The 16702-nt window shown below is 69.7% G+C and carries 15 protein-coding genes, 1 tRNA gene and 1 pseudogene; 14 read left to right on the top strand and 3 right to left on the bottom strand.

Going from position 1 to position 16702, the window contains the following annotated elements:
• The first annotated feature begins 63 nt into the window (after positions 1-63).
• Complete coding sequence (locus tag ACPYOG_RS14880) at positions 64-795, top strand: copper homeostasis protein CutC (protein WP_481294959.1); 732 nt, start codon at positions 64-66, stop codon at positions 793-795.
• Between the two features lie 162 nt (positions 796-957).
• On the top strand, positions 958-2550 hold the full coding sequence (serA, locus tag ACPYOG_RS14875) for a phosphoglycerate dehydrogenase (protein WP_481294958.1): 1593 nt from the start codon (positions 958-960) through the stop codon (positions 2548-2550).
• Positions 2551-2641: 91 nt separating this feature from the next.
• Here the strand turns inward: serA and ACPYOG_RS14870 are convergent, their stop codons facing one another.
• A complete protein-coding gene (locus ACPYOG_RS14870; protein ID WP_481294957.1) occupies positions 2642-3208 on the bottom strand; it encodes a TetR family transcriptional regulator in 567 nt (188 codons plus the stop codon).
• 53 nt (positions 3209-3261) lie between these two features.
• Here ACPYOG_RS14870 and ACPYOG_RS14865 point away from each other — a divergent pair, with 53 nt between their 5' ends.
• The 12 genes from ACPYOG_RS14865 (at position 3262) to ACPYOG_RS14810 (ending at position 15791) form a co-directional block, all read left to right on the top strand.
• On the top strand, positions 3262-4797 hold the full coding sequence (locus tag ACPYOG_RS14865; protein WP_481294956.1) for an MFS transporter: 1536 nt from the start codon (positions 3262-3264) through the stop codon (positions 4795-4797).
• 105 nt (positions 4798-4902) lie between these two features.
• On the top strand, positions 4903-5958 hold the full coding sequence (locus tag ACPYOG_RS14860) for a 3-isopropylmalate dehydrogenase (RefSeq protein WP_481294955.1): 1056 nt from the start codon (positions 4903-4905) through the stop codon (positions 5956-5958).
• A 25-nt stretch (positions 5959-5983) separates the two neighbouring features.
• Positions 5984-7114, top strand: coding sequence for a branched-chain amino acid aminotransferase (locus ACPYOG_RS14855; protein WP_481294954.1), 1131 nt, complete (start codon positions 5984-5986; stop codon positions 7112-7114).
• Between the two features lie 241 nt (positions 7115-7355).
• Positions 7356-8231 (top strand): ketopantoate reductase family protein, encoded by an 876-nt coding sequence (locus tag ACPYOG_RS14850; RefSeq protein WP_481294953.1) that lies wholly within the window; start codon positions 7356-7358, stop codon positions 8229-8231.
• Positions 8228-9013: a fumarylacetoacetate hydrolase family protein gene (locus ACPYOG_RS14845; RefSeq protein ID WP_481294952.1), complete on the top strand. Its 786-nt coding sequence runs from the start codon at positions 8228-8230 to the stop codon at positions 9011-9013. The genes ACPYOG_RS14850 and ACPYOG_RS14845 overlap by 4 nt, the downstream gene beginning before the upstream one ends.
• Before the next feature lie 24 nt (positions 9014-9037).
• Positions 9038-10555 (top strand): glutamate--tRNA ligase, encoded by a 1518-nt coding sequence (gene gltX, locus ACPYOG_RS14840; protein ID WP_481294951.1) that lies wholly within the window; start codon positions 9038-9040, stop codon positions 10553-10555.
• 5 nt (positions 10556-10560) lie between these two features.
• On the top strand, positions 10561-11520 hold the full coding sequence (locus ACPYOG_RS14835) for an NAD(P)/FAD-dependent oxidoreductase (RefSeq protein WP_481294950.1): 960 nt from the start codon (positions 10561-10563) through the stop codon (positions 11518-11520).
• 57 nt (positions 11521-11577) lie between these two features.
• A tRNA-Gln gene (locus ACPYOG_RS14830) sits at positions 11578-11649 on the top strand.
• A 235-nt stretch (positions 11650-11884) separates the two neighbouring features.
• The gene (locus ACPYOG_RS14825) at positions 11885-14194 is read left to right on the top strand and encodes a cell wall-binding repeat-containing protein (RefSeq protein WP_481294949.1); all 2310 of its coding nucleotides are present in this window, start codon (positions 11885-11887) and stop codon (positions 14192-14194) included.
• Between the two features lie 166 nt (positions 14195-14360).
• Entirely contained in the window at positions 14361-14750 is a 390-nt protein-coding gene (locus tag ACPYOG_RS14820; protein WP_481294948.1) for a VOC family protein, read from the top strand.
• Between the two features lie 56 nt (positions 14751-14806).
• Complete coding sequence (locus ACPYOG_RS14815; protein WP_481294947.1) at positions 14807-15298, top strand: GNAT family N-acetyltransferase; 492 nt, start codon at positions 14807-14809, stop codon at positions 15296-15298.
• Between the two features lie 34 nt (positions 15299-15332).
• The gene (locus ACPYOG_RS14810; protein WP_481294946.1) at positions 15333-15791 is read left to right on the top strand and encodes an N-acetyltransferase family protein; all 459 of its coding nucleotides are present in this window, start codon (positions 15333-15335) and stop codon (positions 15789-15791) included.
• 8 nt (positions 15792-15799) lie between these two features.
• Here the strand turns inward: ACPYOG_RS14810 and ACPYOG_RS14805 are convergent, their stop codons facing one another.
• Together ACPYOG_RS14805 and ACPYOG_RS14800 are read right to left on the bottom strand one after the other, a co-directional pair.
• Positions 15800-16408: a DUF1349 domain-containing protein gene (locus ACPYOG_RS14805; protein WP_481294945.1), complete on the bottom strand. Its 609-nt coding sequence runs from the start codon at positions 16406-16408 to the stop codon at positions 15800-15802.
• Positions 16409-16468: 60 nt separating this feature from the next.
• Positions 16469-16702, bottom strand: a pseudogene (locus tag ACPYOG_RS14800) (3,4-dihydroxyphenylacetate 2,3-dioxygenase); the annotation flags it as partial.

Below are 16702 nucleotides of genomic sequence, written 5' to 3'. Positions count from 1 at the left end.
TCCGTCGTCGGCAGCGTCAGATGTGTATAAGAGACAGCGGCACCCTTCTGCGTGAGGAGCCCCATGGGAATCGCCGTCGAGATCGCCGTCCAGGACCTGGCCGGGGTGCGGGTGGCCCTCGCCGAGGGCGCGGACCGCGTCGAGCTGTGCAGTGCGCTCGGGATGGGCGGCCTCACGCCGTCGGCGGCGCTCGTCTCGTCGGCCGTCGCGGAGGCCCGCGCTCAGGGCCGCGACCGATTCGTGCAGGTCCTCGTCCGTCCGCGCGGCGGCGGGTTCCTCTACGACGCCGACGAGCTGGCCGTGACCCTCGGCGACGTGCGGTTCGCTCGGGAGGCGGGAGCTGCGGGCGTCGTCGTCGGCGCGCTCACCGAACACGGTGGTGTCGACGCGGAGGCGCTCGAACGGATCGTCGCCGAGGCGGGGCCGCTGGAGGTCACCTTCCATCGCGCGCTCGACGTCGTCGAGCATCCCCTTGACGCCGCCGACGTGCTCGTCCGGCTCGGAGTCACCCGCGTGCTCAGCTCCGGAGGTGCGGCGCGCAGTATTGACGGCATCCACCTTATCCGTGCGCTTTCCGAATGCTTCTGCGGACGGCTCGAGGTCATGGCCGGCGGGGGAGTGCGGGTGGAGGACATCCCCGCCCTGGCGCGCGCCGGAGTGGATGCGGTGCACCTCTCGGCCCGGGACACCGTCCGCGGGACGCCCAGCGGACCGGGCGGCGGGGGCGCGGCCTACGACATCACCGACCCGGCGATCGTCCGCGCCGCTCTGGCCGCCGCGTCCCTGATCCGCTGACGACGGGGACTACGCATTCGTCCACAGGGCCGGCTGTCCACATCCGGCGTAACGCGGCGAAAGGCGACGGTGGCCGCCCGCTAGAGTTAACCCGTTCGGCGCCCCATCGACCGTGGCGCACCTCCTCCCAAGCCAGCCTCGCACTTCGTAAGGATCTGCCACGTGACAAAGCCGGTCGTCCTGATCGCCGAAGAACTTTCGCCCGCCACCGTCGACGCCCTCGGGCCTGACTTCGAGATCCGATCGGTGGATGGGACCGACCGTCCGGCGCTCCTCTCCGCTGTCGCGGACGCCGACGCGATCCTCGTCCGTTCTGCCACCAAGGTCGATGCCGAGGTCCTCGGCGCCGCTCCTGTCCTCAAGGTGATCGCGCGCGCCGGTGTCGGACTCGACAACGTCGACATCAAGACGGCGACCAGCGCCGGCGTGATGGTCGTCAACGCGCCGACCTCGAACATCATCTCGGCCGCGGAGCTGACCGTCGGCCACATCCTGAGCCTCGCCCGCCACATCCCCGCAGCGCACAGCGCGCTCGCCCAGGGGCAGTGGAAGCGCTCGAAGTACAGCGGCGTCGAGCTGTACGAGAAGACCATCGGCATCATCGGGCTCGGCCGCATCGGTGCGCTCATCACGGCGCGCCTGCAGTCGTTCGGCACGAACGTGATCGCCTACGACCCGTACGTGACGAGCGCTCGGGCTCAGCAGCTGGGCGTGCAGCTCGTCACGCTGGAAGAACTGCTCGCGCAGTCCGACTTCATCACCATCCACATGCCGAAGACGCCGGAGACCACCGGCATGATCTCCGACGACCAGCTGGCGCTGATGAAGCCGACCGCCTTCATCGTGAACGTGGCGCGGGGCGGCCTCATCGACGAGGACGCGCTGTACCGCGCCCTCACCACGGGCACGATCGCCGGCGCCGGGCTCGACGTCTTCGTCTCCGAGCCGCCGCAGGAGTCCCCGCTGCTCGCGCTCGAGAACGTCGTCGTCACCCCGCACCTCGGCGCCTCCACTGACGAGGCCCAAGAGAAGGCGGGCGTCTCGGTCGCACGTTCCGTCCGCCTCGCGCTCTCGGGCGAACTCGTCCCCGATGCGGTGAACGTCGCCGGCGGTGTCATCGACCCGTACGTGCGCCCGGGCATCCCGCTCGTCGAGAAGCTCGGTCAGGTGTTCTCCGGCTTGGCCGGCAGCCCGGTGACCAGCGTCGACGTGGAGGTCCGCGGCGAGCTGGCCGACTACGACGTCAGCGTGCTGAAGCTTGCGGCGCTCAAGGGCATCTTCACGAACATCGTCAGCGAGACGGTGTCGTACGTGAACGCGCCGCTGCTCGCCGACCAACGCGGCATCGAGGTCCGTCTCATCACCGACTCGGTCAGCGAGGAGTACCGCAACCTGATCACCCTGCGGGGCGCTCTGAGCGACGGCTCGCAGATCTCGGTGTCCGGGACGCTCACCGGCCCGAAGCAGATCGAGAAGATCGTCGGGATCAACGGCTACGACGTGGAGGTCCCCGTCGCGGAGCACCTCGTGGTCATGGTGTACGACGACCGTCCAGGGATCGTGGCCGTCTACGGTCGCGAGTTCGGCGAGGCGGCCATCAATATCGCGGGCATGCAGGTCGCCCGGACCTCGGCCGGTGGCAAGGCGCTCAGCGTCCTCACCGTCGACTCGCGCGTGCCCGACGGCCTGCTCGAGAAGGTGCGCCTCGCGATCGACGCCGACCTGATGCAGGAGATCGACATCACCGAGTCCTGAGGACTCGGGCGGCGGGGTGGCAGTTGGCCGCCTCGCCGGTGATGCCGAGGCGGCCGCTGGCCGCCCGGCGCCGCCGGCCTACCCGGCCCGCTCAGCGCCCTTCGGCGAACCGGCGGATGAGGGCGACGAGGTCGTCGATGTCCGTCTCGTCGCGGAGGACGCTGTTCGTCGCGGGAAGCAGCGCCGTGTTGTAGTACATCCCGTCGCCGATGAGCATGATCGTGCGAGCGATCAGCGGGTCGCCGACGGCCTCCTGGAGCACGTCCAGCCAGCGGCGCTGGGCGCCGGCCAGCGCATCCCGTGCCCGGGGATCGGCCGCCTGCGCCAGCCGGGCGATCGCGACGATGGCGCGCTCGAAGCGGGAGTCGGTCGGGATGGATGTGCGGAGGAAGTAGTCGACCGGTCCGTTCTCGGCCGCCCGCATCCGCGAGACATCCTCGTCGATCAGCGCCGCGAAGCGTTCCAGCACGCCGGTGGTCAACGCCTCCTTGGAGGCGAAGTGGTAGAGCAGCCCACCCTTGGAGACTCCGGCGCGCGCAGCGACCGCATCCAGGGTCGCCGCGCGTTCGCTCTGCTCGGCGAGGAGCTCCTCGTACGCGTCCAGCACCCGGTCCCGGGCGGTCCCGGAGGGAGAGGCGGGCGGTGCGACGAGGGCCATGACGCCATGCTAGCCGTCTTGCTGCTGTACCGTCTGGACGGTACAGTAATGGGATGTCCGCCTCCGTCGTCCAGACCCCCACCGCGACTCCCGCGGCGACCCGCGCCGGGGCGCGCGGCTGGGCGGCGCTCGGAGTCCTCATGCTCCCGACCCTGCTCGTCTCGGTCGACAACACCGTGCTCAGCTTCGCCCTGCCGTCCATCTCCGAGGCGCTCCAGCCCTCCGCGACCGGGATGCTGTGGATCGTCGACGTCTACCCGCTCGTCCTCGCCGGACTCCTCGTCGCGATGGGGAGCCTCGGCGACCGGATCGGCCGCCGCCGTCTGCTGCTGATCGGCGCCACCGGCTTCGCCGCCGTTTCGGCCCTGGCCGCCTTCGCGCCGACGGCCGAACTGCTGATCGCCGCACGCGCCTCCCTCGGTGTCTTCGGCGCGATGCTGATGCCGTCGACGCTCTCCCTGCTGCGCAGCGTCTTCGCCGACCGTGAGCAGCGTCGGCTCGCCATCGCGATCTGGGCATCGGGCTTCGCGGCGGGCTCCGCCCTCGGACCCATCGTCGGCGGTGTGCTGCTCGAGCACTTCCCGTGGGGGTCGGTCTTCCTGCTCGCGGTGCCGGTCCTCATCCCGCTGCTGGTCCTCGCTCCGCTGCTGGTGCGTGAGTCGCGCGACCCGCTGCCCGGACCGGTGGATGTTCCGAGCATCCTCTTCTCGCTGCTCACGATGGCGCCGATCGTCTACGGCATCAAGGCGCTCGCGGTCGACGGATTCTCGGTCCTCGCCGTCTGCGCGATCGCCGTCGGCGCCGCCTCCGGAACGCTCTTCGTGCGGCGCCAGCTGAGGCGGCCGGTGCCGATGCTCGACATGAGGCTGTTCGGCCGCCCGGCGTTCAGCGGGGCGGTCGTCGTCAACCTCCTGAGCGTGATCTCGCTCGTCGGCTTCCTGTTCTTCGTCTCCCAGCACCTGCAGCTCGTGCTCGGGCTGACGCCCATCCAATCGGGATTCGTGCTCGTGCCGGGGCTTCTCGCCATGATCGTCGCCGGCCTCGTGGTGGTGCCGATCGCCCGGCGGATCCGGCCGGGAGCGGTCATCGCCGGAGGCCTGACGCTGTCGGCGTGCGGCTACCTGCTGGTGGCGCTGAGCGGCGGGGGAGCGCCGTGGAGTGTGCTGCTCGCGGCATTCGTGCTGCTCGGCGCGGGAATCGGAGCAGCGGAGACCGTCTCGAACGAGCTCGCCATCTCGACCGCGCCTGCGGCGAAAGCGGGTGCGGCCTCTGCCGTGTCCGAGACGGCGTACGAGCTGGGAGCGGTGCTCGGCACCGCGACGCTCGGCACCCTCATCACCGCGTCGTACCGGGCCGCGCTCGTCGTCCCACCGGGTCTCACCCCGGCACAGGCCGACGCGGCAGCGCAGACACTGGGCGGCGCGGTCACGATCGCCGGCACGGTGCCGGCAGAGGTGGGCGAACAGCTGCTGGCGTCCGCTCGGGCTGCCTTCGACAGCGGGGTCGGCGTCACTGCGGTGATCGGTATCGGGCTCGTCATGTCTGCAGCGGTCGTCGCGCTGGTGACCCTGCGTCGTGTCCGCTCGTGATCCAGCGCTGACCGCCTCCTGACCGCTTCCCGGCAGCCGGTGGAGGTCGCGGCGCGGCGATAGGGTGGCAGTACCGGTTCGCCCATCGATCAGCGCAGGAGTGTCATGTCCCGTTCCGTCAAGCTCGCCGTCATCCCTGGGGACGGGATCGGTCCGGAGGTCATCGCCGAGGCCGTCAAAGTTCTGGATGCGGTGACCGGCGCGAGCGGGCTGGCGTTCGAGAAGACGAACTTCTCCCTGGGAGCCGATCGCTATCTGGCCACCGGCGATGTGCTGACGGACGACGACCTCGAGGCGATCGCGAGCCACGACGCGATCCTGCTCGGCGCGGTCGGTGGCAGACCGGGCGACCCGCGGCTTGCCGGTGCGAACATCGAGCGTGGACTGCTGCTGAAGCTGCGCTTCTCCCTCGACCACTACGTGAACCTGCGGCCCACGACGCTGTTCCCGGGCATCTCCAGCCCGCTCGCCGACCCGGGCGAGGTCGACTTCGTCGTCGTGCGGGAGGGCACCGAAGGCCCGTACGTCGGCAACGGTGGCGCCATCCGTCAGGGCACCCCGCACGAGATCGCCAACGAGGTCTCCGTGAACACCGCCTACGGCGTCGAGCGCGTCGTCCGCTACGCGTTCGAGCAGGCCGAGCAGCGCAGGCGGAAGCTCACCCTCGTCCACAAGACCAACGTGCTCACCTTCGCAGGTGGTCTCTGGAAGCGGATCGTGGATGCGGTGGCCGCCGAGCATCCCGATGTCGCGGTGGACTACCTCCATGTCGATGCGGCGACCATCTTCCTGGTCACGGATCCTGCTAGATTCGATGTGATCGTCACGGACAACCTCTTCGGCGACATCCTCACCGACCTCGCGGCCGCGATCAGCGGCGGTATCGGGCTGGCGGCTTCCGGCAACATCAATCCGGCCGGGGCCTTCCCGAGCATGTTCGAGCCGGTTCACGGATCGGCCCCCGACATCGCCGGCCAGCAGAAGGCCGACCCCACCGCCGCGATCCTCTCGACGGCGCTCCTGCTCCGCCACCTGGGCGAACCGGAGCTCGCCGAGCGGGTCGAGTCCGCGGTGACGGCCGACCTCGCCGCCCGCACGGGCGCTTCGCGAACGACCGCCGAGATCGGCGACGCGATCGCCGCTCGTGTGGCGCAGAATTGATTCACCGTCGCGTAAAGGACCTGTCATGACCTCGACCAGCATCTCCCTCACCAGTGGACCCACCGAGACCTCGGGCCTGCTCTGGAACGTCAGCCGCAACGAAGCCGCCCGCGATGCCGCAGCGCGCGCCGAGATCCTCGCCGATCCGGGCTTCGGCAACTACTTCACCGACCACATGGTCGACATCTGCTGGTCCGCGAAGGGCGGCTGGCACCGGCCGCGCGTCTCGCCGTACGGTCCGATCTCGCTTGAGCCCTCGGCCGCTGTGCTCCACTACGCGCAGGAGATCTTCGAGGGCCTCAAGGCGTACCGCCACGCGGACGGCTCGATCCGGGCCTTCCGCCCCGAGGCGAACGCCGCCCGCATGCAGCGCTCCGCCCACCGACTCGCGCTGCCGGAGCTGCCGGTCGAGCACTTCCTCGACTCGCTCAAGCAGCTGATCGCCGTCGACGCCGACTGGGTGCCGGATGCGGCGGAGATGAGCCTCTACCTGCGACCGTTCATGTTCGCGAAGGAGGCGTTCCTCGGGGTGCGTCCCGCGAACAAGGTCGCGTACTACCTGATCGCCAGCCCGGCCGGAGCGTACTTCCCGAGCGGCGTGGCTCCCGTCTCCATCTGGCTGTCGGACCACTGGTCGCGAGCAGGCCGGGGCGGCACGGGCGCGGCGAAGACCGGCGGCAATTACGCCTCCAGCCTGCTTCCGCAGGCCGAAGCGTACGAGCACGGCTGCGCGCAGGTGCTGTTCCTCGACTCGGTCGAGGGGAAGTACATCGAGGAACTCGGTGGGATGAACGTGGTGCTGGTCAAGAAGGACGGGACCCTGGTCACTCCCGAGTCCGACAGCATCCTCAAGGGCATCACCCTCGACTCGGTGCTGCAGCTCGCGCGCGACCGCGGCCACGCGGTGGAACGCCGCCGGGTCACGATCGACGAGTGGCGCGACGGCGTCGAGTCCGGCGACGTCGTCGAGGTGTTCGCCTGCGGCACGGCCGCGGTGATCACGCCGATCGGCGAGCTCAAGTCGGACAGCTTCACCGTCGGCGACATCACGGCGCCTCCCGGCGAGCTGACCATGTCGCTGCGCAAGGAGCTCACCGACATCCAGTACGGCCGTGCCCACGACCGCCACAACTGGATGTACCGCCTCGACGCGTAGCGGCGCAAACGGAGGAGTTCTCCTCGGCAGAGCCCGTGATTGTACGGAAACGGAGGGGATGCGGCCGGCGACGGCCCGCATCCCCTCCGTTTCCGTCGTGGGAGGCGGGGGCGGGGGTCAGCGTCCCGTGCTCGAAACGGAGGAGTTCGCTGACGCTGCGGCCATCCGCTCCTCCCTTTCCCGCCCTGCGGGCGAATCGAGACGCAAGCCGCCTCCCTTTTCGTCGCAGTAGGGTCGAACCATGGGTGATGAGACAGTCTTCGCAGTGGTCGGCCCGGGTGCGGTCGGCGGTCTGCTCGCCTGGCTGCTGCAGCGCGCCGGGCACGAGGTCGTCGCCGTCGGCCGCCCGGCAACGGTCGACGCGATCAACCGCGACGGGATCGAGGTCCGCAGCGAGTCGTTCGACGACGGCGTCCAACGGATCCGGGCACTGACCCAGGTTCCGGCCGGCGCGAGCGTCATCCTGGCGACCAAGGCGTACGGGCTGGATGACGTCCTCCCCGGGATCGTCGCCGCACGGCCCTCCGAGGTGATCTCGTTCCTCAACGGCGTCGAGCACATGGGTCCGCTCCGTGCGGCCCTGGCGCAGGTGCCGGTCGCGGGCGCATCCATCACGGTCTCGGCGCTGCGCGCATCCCCGACGGTGATCGATCACCGCAGCCCGTTCGTCCGCATCGAGGTTCCGGAGGGCGCGGCCGGCTTCGCCTCGGTGCGTGCGCTCACCGACGCCGGGCCGAGCGTCCGGGTCGGCGGCAGCGAGGCCGAGGTGCTGTGGGCGAAATTCCGCCTGCTCGCCTCCCTCGCACTGCTCACGTCGTACTGGCGACAGCCCGCCGGCGAAGCGCTCAGCGAGGACCCGGAGCTCACCGAGGCCGTCGTCGCCGAGATCGTGGCGTGCTCGACCGCTGAGGGAGTGCCCGCGTCGGAGCTCGAGCTGATCCGCATCCTGCGCAGCGTGCCGGGCGGGATGCGCACCTCCCTCCAGGAGGATCTCGCGGCCGGCGCGCCGAGCGAGCTGGATGCGCTCGGCGGCGCACTGCTCCGGGTCGGCGAGCGGCACGGCATCCCCACTCCGGCGCTTTCGCGCATCGTCGCGGCGCTAGGCTCGAACGCGTGAAGATCGCACGTTTCAGCCACACTCGCGACGGTTCGAACTCCCCATCGATCGACTACGGCATCGTGGATGAGGATGCCCTGGTGGTGCTCGCGGGCGACCCCATGTTCGTGGGCTTCGAGACCACCGGCGAGCGCGTCCCGCTCGGCAAGGTCGGCTCGCTGCTCGCGCCGGTCATCCCGCGCTCGAAGGTTGTCGCCGTCGGCAAGAACTATCGCGAGCACGCTGCCGAGATGGGCGGCGAGGCGCCGGGAGAACCGTTGCTCTTCCTCAAGCCCAACACCGCCGTGATCGGCTTGGGCGACGCGATCGTCGTGCCGGCGCAGTCGGAGCGCGTCGACTATGAGGGCGAGCTCGCTGTCGTGATCGGGAAGATCGCCCGCCACGTCGCTGCCGAGAACGCGGCGGAGCACATCTTCGGCTACACCGTGGCGAACGATGTCACCGCACGCGACCTCCAGGAGAAGGACGGCCAGTGGACGCGCGCGAAGGGCTTCGACACCTTCTGCCCGCTCGGCCCGGTCATCGAGACCGAACTCCCGCCGGACGCCATGCTGCGCACGCGCCTCAACGGCGAGCTCAAGCAGGAGGCGCCGATCTCCGACATGGTGCACGACATCCCGTCCATCATCGCCTACGCGTCGAGCGTGTTCACGCTGCTGCCGGGCGACGTCATCCTGACCGGGACTCCGTCCGGAATCGGTCCGATGAAGCCCGGTGACACCGTCGAGGTGGAGGTCGAGGGCGTCGGTTCGCTGGTCAACCCGGTGCGCGCCCCGAAGTAGCCGCCCCGGTAGGATCGGACACGTATGTCTGACTCGATCGCTCATCCCTTCTCCACGGCCGAGGGCTCGGACGTGCGCGTCCGTTTCTGCCCCTCGCCGACCGGTACGCCGCACGTCGGCCTGATCCGCACCGCCCTGTTCAACTGGGCGTACGCCCGGCACACGGGCGGCACCATGGTGTTCCGCATCGAGGACACCGACGCGGCGCGCGACAGCGAGGAGAGCTACCAGCAGATTCTGGATGCGCTCCGCTGGCTGCGGCTCGACTGGGACGAGGGCGTCGACGTCGGCGGCCCGAACGGCCCCTACCGGCAGTCGCAGCGCTACGACATCTATCGCGACCTCATCCAGAAGCTCCGCGGGTCCGGCCACATCTACGAGAGCTTCGCGACGGCCGAGGAGATCGAGGCGCGCAACGTCAGACTCGGGCGCGACCCGAAGCTCGGCTACGACAACTTCGAGCGCGACCTCACGGACGAGCAGAAGGCGGCCTACCGCGCCGAGGGCCGCGAGCCCGCGCTGCGCCTGCGCGTCCCGGACGACGACCTCAGCTTCGACGACCTGGTCCGTGGCGAGATCACCTTCAAGGCGGGGTCGTTCAGCGACTTCGTCGTGGTCCGGCCGAACGGGCATCCCCTCTACACGTTCGTGAACCCGGTGGACGACGCTCTCATGGGGATCACGCACGTGCTCCGCGGCGAGGACCTGCTGTCCTCCACGCCACGCCAGATCGCGCTGTACCACGCGCTCATCGACATCGGGCTGACCACCTTCGTCCCGCTGTTCGGCCACCTCCCGTATGTGATGGGCGAGGGCAACCGCAAGCTCTCCAAGCGCGACCCGGAGTCGAATCTCTTCCTGCACCGGGAGCGCGGATTCATCCACGAGGGCCTCGTGAACTACCTGGCCCTGCTGGGATGGTCGTTGACGCACGACCGCGATGTCTTCTCGCTCGCGGAGATGGTGGCCGCCTTCGACGTGAGAGACGTCAACCCGAACCCGGCGCGGTTCGACCAGAAGAAGGCGGAGTCGATCAACGGCGACCACATCCGTCTGCTGGACGTGTCCGACTTCGCCGAGCGTACCATCCCGTACCTGGTGCATGCCGGCGTCGTGGAGGAGCCGTTGGCGCCTGCGCAGCGCGAGGTGCTCGCCCAGGCTGCGCCGCTCGTCCAGGAGCGCGTGCAGTTGCTCAGCGAGACGCCCGGCATGCTCGGCTTCCTGTTCACGGACGCCGCCTCGCTGGTGGTCGAGGACGACGCCCGTGCCTCCCTGCCGGAGAACGCCGGCGAGGTGCTCGCCGCCTCTCTCAATGCCCTGGAGTTCGTGCCGGAGTCCGACTGGACGCATGACGCCATCGAGGCGGCGCTCCGGGACGCACTGATCGAGGGACTGGGCCTCAAGCCGCGGGTCGCCTTCGGGCCGCTGCGGGTGGCGGTCTCGGGCCGGCGGGTGTCGCCGCCGCTGTTCGAGTCCATGGAGATCCTCGGCAAGCCGGAGACCATCGCCCGCCTCGACCGGCTCTCGGCGGCGCTGGGGTAAGTGTCGTGAGCGAGGATTCGGCGGGCTCGGCAGAGTCGTTCGAGGTCGTCGTGATCGGCGGCGGCCCGGCGGGGTTGTCGGCCGCGCTGAACCTGGCGCGCGCACGGCGGCGGGTGCTCGTCGTGGACGGCAACCGTCCGCGGCACGCAGCGACCCTCATCGCCCGCGGCTTCCTGACCCGGGACGGCATCCCGCCGCTCGAACTGCGCCGGATGGGTCGTGAGGAGGTCGACGCGTACGACAACGCGTCGGTGGTCGTCGCCCAGGTCGGAGCGGTCGCCGTGGAGGGTGACGGGTTCCGGGTCACCGCCCGGGGCGTCCGCGGCGGCTCCGATGTCGATGTCCGCACGGACACGGTGCTGATCGCCACCGGCGTGACCGAGACCATGCCGGCCATCCCGAGTATCCGCGCGTACTACGGCACCCAGTTGCACAGCTGTGTCGAGTGCGACGGGTTCGAGAAGGCCGACAAGCCGCTCGCCCTGATCGGCGAGACCCACGACCTGGCCGAGCGCGCGCTGCTGCTGACGCAGTGGACCGACGACCTCGTCGTCTTCACGAACGGCACGGATGCGGTCGGAGCGGGCGACGAGCGGATGCTCGCGCCGCTGGGCGTGCGCGTCGAGCGGCGCCGCATCGACGACGTCGTGGGCGAGAAAGGTGTCATGACAGGCGTCCGCCTCGAAGACGGCACGGTCATCGACCGGGCGGGCGGCTTCATCCGTCCCGTGTGGTCGCCTGAGCTGTCGTTCGCCGACGGCCTGGACCTCGACCGGGACGACGAGGGCTACCTGGTCACCGACGCGCACGGCCGCACGTCGCTGCCCGGAGTGTATGCGGCGGGGGAGACCACCGCACCAGGCCCGCAGCAACTGATCGTCGCCGCGGGCTCCGGCGCGGTGGTCGCTTCGGCCGTCAACCGCGACCTGATCGGCCTCTCGCTGGAGGGCGCGGCCGTTTTGTAGTCCCGCGCACGGGTAGGCTAGAGTTGGTTCTCGTGCCCGGACCGCGGTTCGGGGCAGTGGGGTATGGTGTAATTGGCAACACGGCTGATTCTGGTTCAGTTGTTCTTGGTTCGAGTCCAGGTACCCCAGCAGTAGAAGCCCCGGTTTTCCGGGGCTTTTTTCTTGCGTGCGCGTCGGCTTCAGCGAAGCGCGCCTCGCTTCTCGTGGCATACCCCCTGCACTGGGGTAGAGCGGATTACGTGCAATCGTTGGGCTAAACCGGGCAGATGGTTTTGACTGGGGAGGATGCTCGTGTACAGGCGAGCCTTTCTCGAAAGTGAGTCGCCCGTTGCGTGATCGCCCTGCCTCCCCTGTTCCTGACCAGTTGAAGACGACGCGTACGCGCAGGCGAGGACGCATCTTCGCGACTGTAGCGGCCGCATCGCTCGTGGCCGCCGGAGTCGCCGCTGCCGGTGCCCCGGCCTCTGCCACTCCCGGATCGGCCGCGCCCGTGCCGACATTCGCAACGAACATCAATGCCACCGTGACGGATGTGGCCGCCGACTCGTACACCGCTCAGGTCTTCGCGGCTCACAGCGGCGGGGTGAACATCATCAACGAGTACTCCGGTGAGGTGGTGGCGAACGTTCCGCTCGCCGGTGCCACGACTCCTCTGCTCGATGCCGACCCGACACGTGCGCTGGTGTGGGCACTGGATGCCGGAAACAACAAGCTCTCCCGCATCGACGAGCGCACGAACACCGTGACCGACTCGGTCGTGATTCCGGGCGATCTTCGTGACCTCGCCGTCGATCACGCCACGGGCAAGGTCTTCGTGACGACGGGTACCAGCGGGACCGTCGTTCCCGTGGACGAGTCGACGCTCGCCCTGGGAACGGCCCTCACCGTCGGCGGGACCGCTGGTCGGATCGGTGTCGACACCGCGGCCGGCGTGCTCTACGTGGTCGATGCTGCGGGACCGTCGGTCTCGCTCGTCAACGAAGCCACGTCCACAGTCACCGGACCCGTCGCCATCCCTGCGAACCCGGTGGCGATCACGGTGGACTCCGCCCACCACAAGGCGTACTTCGGCTCCGCAGCTCTCGCGACCGTGATGGTGGTCGACGGGACGGCGGGCACCGCTTCGTCCATCACCGTTCCCAACGTCTCGGTTCCGGGGATCACAGCGCTGGGCATCGACCCGACGACTCAAACAGTGCTCGGCACGAATGGGGCGCAGATCTTCCGCCTCGACACGACGACAGGTACCGCGTCGACCTGGAGCGACCAGGGCGGCCTCGTGACCACCCCCGACATCGTGACCGATGTCTTCAGCAACACGGCGATCTACGGTGCTTCGACGAGCGTGTTCGCAGACTGGGAGCCGATCTCGCTCCTGGGCACCGTCTCGGGCGTCGTGGCCGCGGGTGCCCCGTACTCGCAGCAGCTCAACGCCTGGTCGTCCACCCAGGCCTTCCAGCTCGACTTCGCCATCACGACCGGTACTCTGCCGCCGGGCCTGGCTTTGAACGGCGACACCATCTCGGGAACGGCGACGACGGCCGGGTCGTACACCTTCGGCCTGACCGCCACGATTCCGGGTGACGGCGACTCTGTGACGCAGACGTACACGCTTCGCGTGGTCACCGTGAACCGCACGGCCGGCGGCGACCGGTTCGCCACCTCGGTCGAGGTGTCGAAGGCGGCATATCCGGACCCCTCGACCGTGGGTACCGTCTACGTCGCGAATGGGATCTCGTTCCCGGACGCCCTCTCGGGCGGCCCGGCTGCGGCGAAGGACTCCGGCCCGCTCCTGCTGACGGCGCCGGGCTACCTCCCGGCGAGCGTGTCGGCCGAGATCACGCGCCTCCACCCGGCTCACATCATCGTGGTCGGTGGACCGGCAGTGGTCAGCGAAGACGTCGTCACGGCCCTCAAGGGTCTCTCTCCGGACGTCAAGCGCGTGTCCGGCGGCGACCGCTTCGCAACCTCCCGGGCGGTCATCCAGAACACGTTCACGTCCGCTCCGACGGTCTACGTGTCGACCGGGCTGAACTTCCCCGACTCGCTCAGCGCGGGCGGCGCGGCGGGTAGCCTGAACGCCCCGCTGCTGCTGGTGAACGGGAACGCGACCTCGGTGGATGCGGACACGGCATCCCTGCTCCAGTCTCTGGGCACGACCAAGATCGTCGTCATCGGTGGGAACGCCGTGATGACTCCCTCCCTGGTCGCGGACTTCGGCCGTTTCGGCACCGTCGTCCACCTGGCGGGCGGCGACCGGTTCGAGTCGTCGCAGATGATCGTCGAGTCGGCCTTCCAGAACAGCAGCAGGGTCATCCTGGCCAACGGCCTGAACTTCCCGGACGCCCTGGGGGCCTCCGCCTGGTCGGGCAAGACGGCCTCGCCGCTGTTCATCACCCTCGGCGGCTGCGTGCCGCAGCGGACGCTGGACGACACCTACTTCCTGGGGGCGACCAACGTCACCCTGGTCGGTGGGACAGCGGTGCTCGCCCCCGAGGTCGCGTCGCTGACGACGTGTGGCGGATTCTCCGTGATCGCGCCCGCGTACCCGGCGGCAGCTCCGCTGGTGGCGAAGAAGGCGGGGGCGTCGGCAGGCGGCCAGGTCGCATCCGACCACCGTCCGGACCCGTCGCTGCCGGTCAACCCGCTCACCCACGGCGCAGCGGGACACTGACCGCTCGGGGGAGCGCTCCTCTGAAACGCGTCGATCCTCGTCCCGAACGGACGGGGATCGGCGCGTTTCTGCTGAACGCCCACGGGAGTGCCCCGAGTCGCCACGTCCAAAGATGAAACCGCACTGCCCCTTGCCGCGACGCCTGCCGGGACGGCAGCATGGCGCCATGACGGACACGGACGCAGCCGGCATCGTCGGCGTGAACACCATCGGCATCCCGGTCACCGACCAGGATCGCGCACTCGCCTTCTACCGGGATGTGCTGGGCTTCGACGTGCGCGTCGACGCACCGCTCCCACAGCTCGGCAGCCGCTGGATCATGCTCGCGCCGCCCGGATCCGCAGTATCGGTCTCGCTCGTTCCTGCCAAGGAGGAAGCGCCGGCGGGCGTAGAGACCGGCATCCGGTTCGAAGCAGCGGACGCCGAGCAGGCGCACCGTGCCTTGCAGAAGCGTGGCGCCGAGGTGGGGGAGCTGCTGCGCTGGCCCGGCGTCCCTCCCATGTTCGCGGCGCACGATCTCGACGGCAACCGCTTCGAGGTCATCGAACGCGCGTAGTGCGACCTCATCCCTCCCCGCGGTCCTTGGGGCGGCAGCCGTCATAGGGTGACGGGATGACAGACATCCGGATCAGGCCGGCTTCGCCGGGGGAGTGGGAGACGGTCGGGGGCCTGCGCTGGGACTCGGTGACCGAGCTCGGCGGAGAAGCAGTGGATACCCGTGAACTGTTCTCGGCGCGATTCGCGGAGTGGGCGCGAACGCACCAGGACTCGCACGAGTGCCTCGTGGCCGTTTCGGGCGAGCGGGTCGTCGGGTTGATGTGGCTCGCGATCATTCCGCGGGTGCCGAGCGCACGCGCATTCGACCGCGCATCCGGCGATCTTCAATGCGCGTACGTCGTGCCGGACCGTCGAAACCAGGGGATCGGCGGGCGGCTCATGGAGGCCATCGTCGAGCGGGCGCGCGAGCTCGGCCTCGAGCGGGTGACCGTGCACTCGAGCCCGCGCGCCGTCCCCGCCTACGAGCGGCACGGCTTCGCATCCGAGGGACGTCTCCTGCACGTGTACGTGGTGCATCCGGAGGCGCAGCGCGATGCCGGGCGGTGAGGTTCGTCCGGCTTCGCCGGAGGATGCCGCGGGGATGGCGCAGGTGCACGTCCAGTCGTGGCGGGAGACCTATCGCGGGCTGATGCGCGACGAGATCCTCGACGATCCCCAGCTGCTGGCATCGCGCGAGAGGTTCTGGACGGTCGCCCTGACCGATCCCCGGTTCAGCGAGAACCGGGTCGCCGTCGCGGACAGCGACGGCCGGATCGTCGGGATCGCGATGTCCGGAACGCCCACGGCCGACGAGCCGTCGCCGTGGCCGGCGCAGCTGTACGTCCTCTACCTGCTGCGCTCGGAGCACGGCACGGGACTCGGCCCGGCGCTGCTGGACGCCGTGCTCGATGCGGATGCGGGGGCGTCGCTGTGGGTCGCCGACCCGAACCCGCGAGCCCAGGCCTTCTACCGCAAGGCCGGGTTCCGGCCGGACGGCATCGAGAAGGTGGAGGAGGGAGTGCGGCACCTCCACTTGGTCCGCGAGGCTCGCGCCCGCTGAGCGCGGGCTTACTCGCCGTTGCGGAGGTCGCCGAGACGGCCGGGACGCAGGGTGATCCGGTCGAGGATGGCCGTGCACGACGCGCCCGTCGGCGCCTGCGCCATGAAACCGACGCTCCAGGGGGCACCGCCCGGGGCGAGGCGGAAGAGCCGGACGAAGTCCCAGCGCGCGCCGTCCACGGAGGAGTGGAAGGCCCAGGCTTCTCCGACGCGCGAGATCCGCAGGTGGATGTCGGCTCCGGTGACGACCGTGCTGTTGCAGTCGTCGGAGAAGTGGTCGGTCACGACGCTGACGACCATCGCCTGACCCTGTGGCGAGTACTCGAAGCAGAGCTTCGCCCAGTGGTCCTCGTCGCTCCAGAGCGTCAGCACCGCGGCGTCGTAGGTGGTCCGGTCTCCGGTGACCCGCAGGCGTGCCGAGAGGGTGAAATCACCCTCGGGAGCCGTGAAGCCGAGTGCGGTCGCCGCGTGCTGACCCCCGCCGCCGAGCGAGTCGTTGGACCAATCGACGCCGGCAGCGGCCGCGAGGGTGAGCTCACCGCTCGCCGCGTCGTACGATGCCGTCCCGGGTTCGTTCGTCCACGAGAGGGCGGGCAGGTTCGGGATGGTGATCGCCATATCCAGAACGCTAGTGCACGCCGCCGACGGCCCGCAGCGGCGTCGTCCCGGGATGCGCGACTACACCTGCGCTCCCAGCTTGAAACCCTGCGCCTCGTCGCCCTTGCGCGTGTACGAGAAGCCGTCCGCCCCGATGGTGACCGCCATCTCGGAGTCGTCGGTCCGGGTTGTGAGGGGTTGTGGGTTGCCGTCGAGGTCGAGCACGGTAGACGCCTCCGTGTACCAGGACGGCACGACGGGGTTGCCCCACCAGTCGCGGCGCTGGTTGTCGTGGACGTCCCAGGTGACGACGGG

The organism is Leifsonia sp. HAY1-4F (assembly GCF_056755275.1).
Note: the sequence above shows the minus strand (reverse complement) of the source record. Positions and strands in the feature narration are given on the sequence as shown.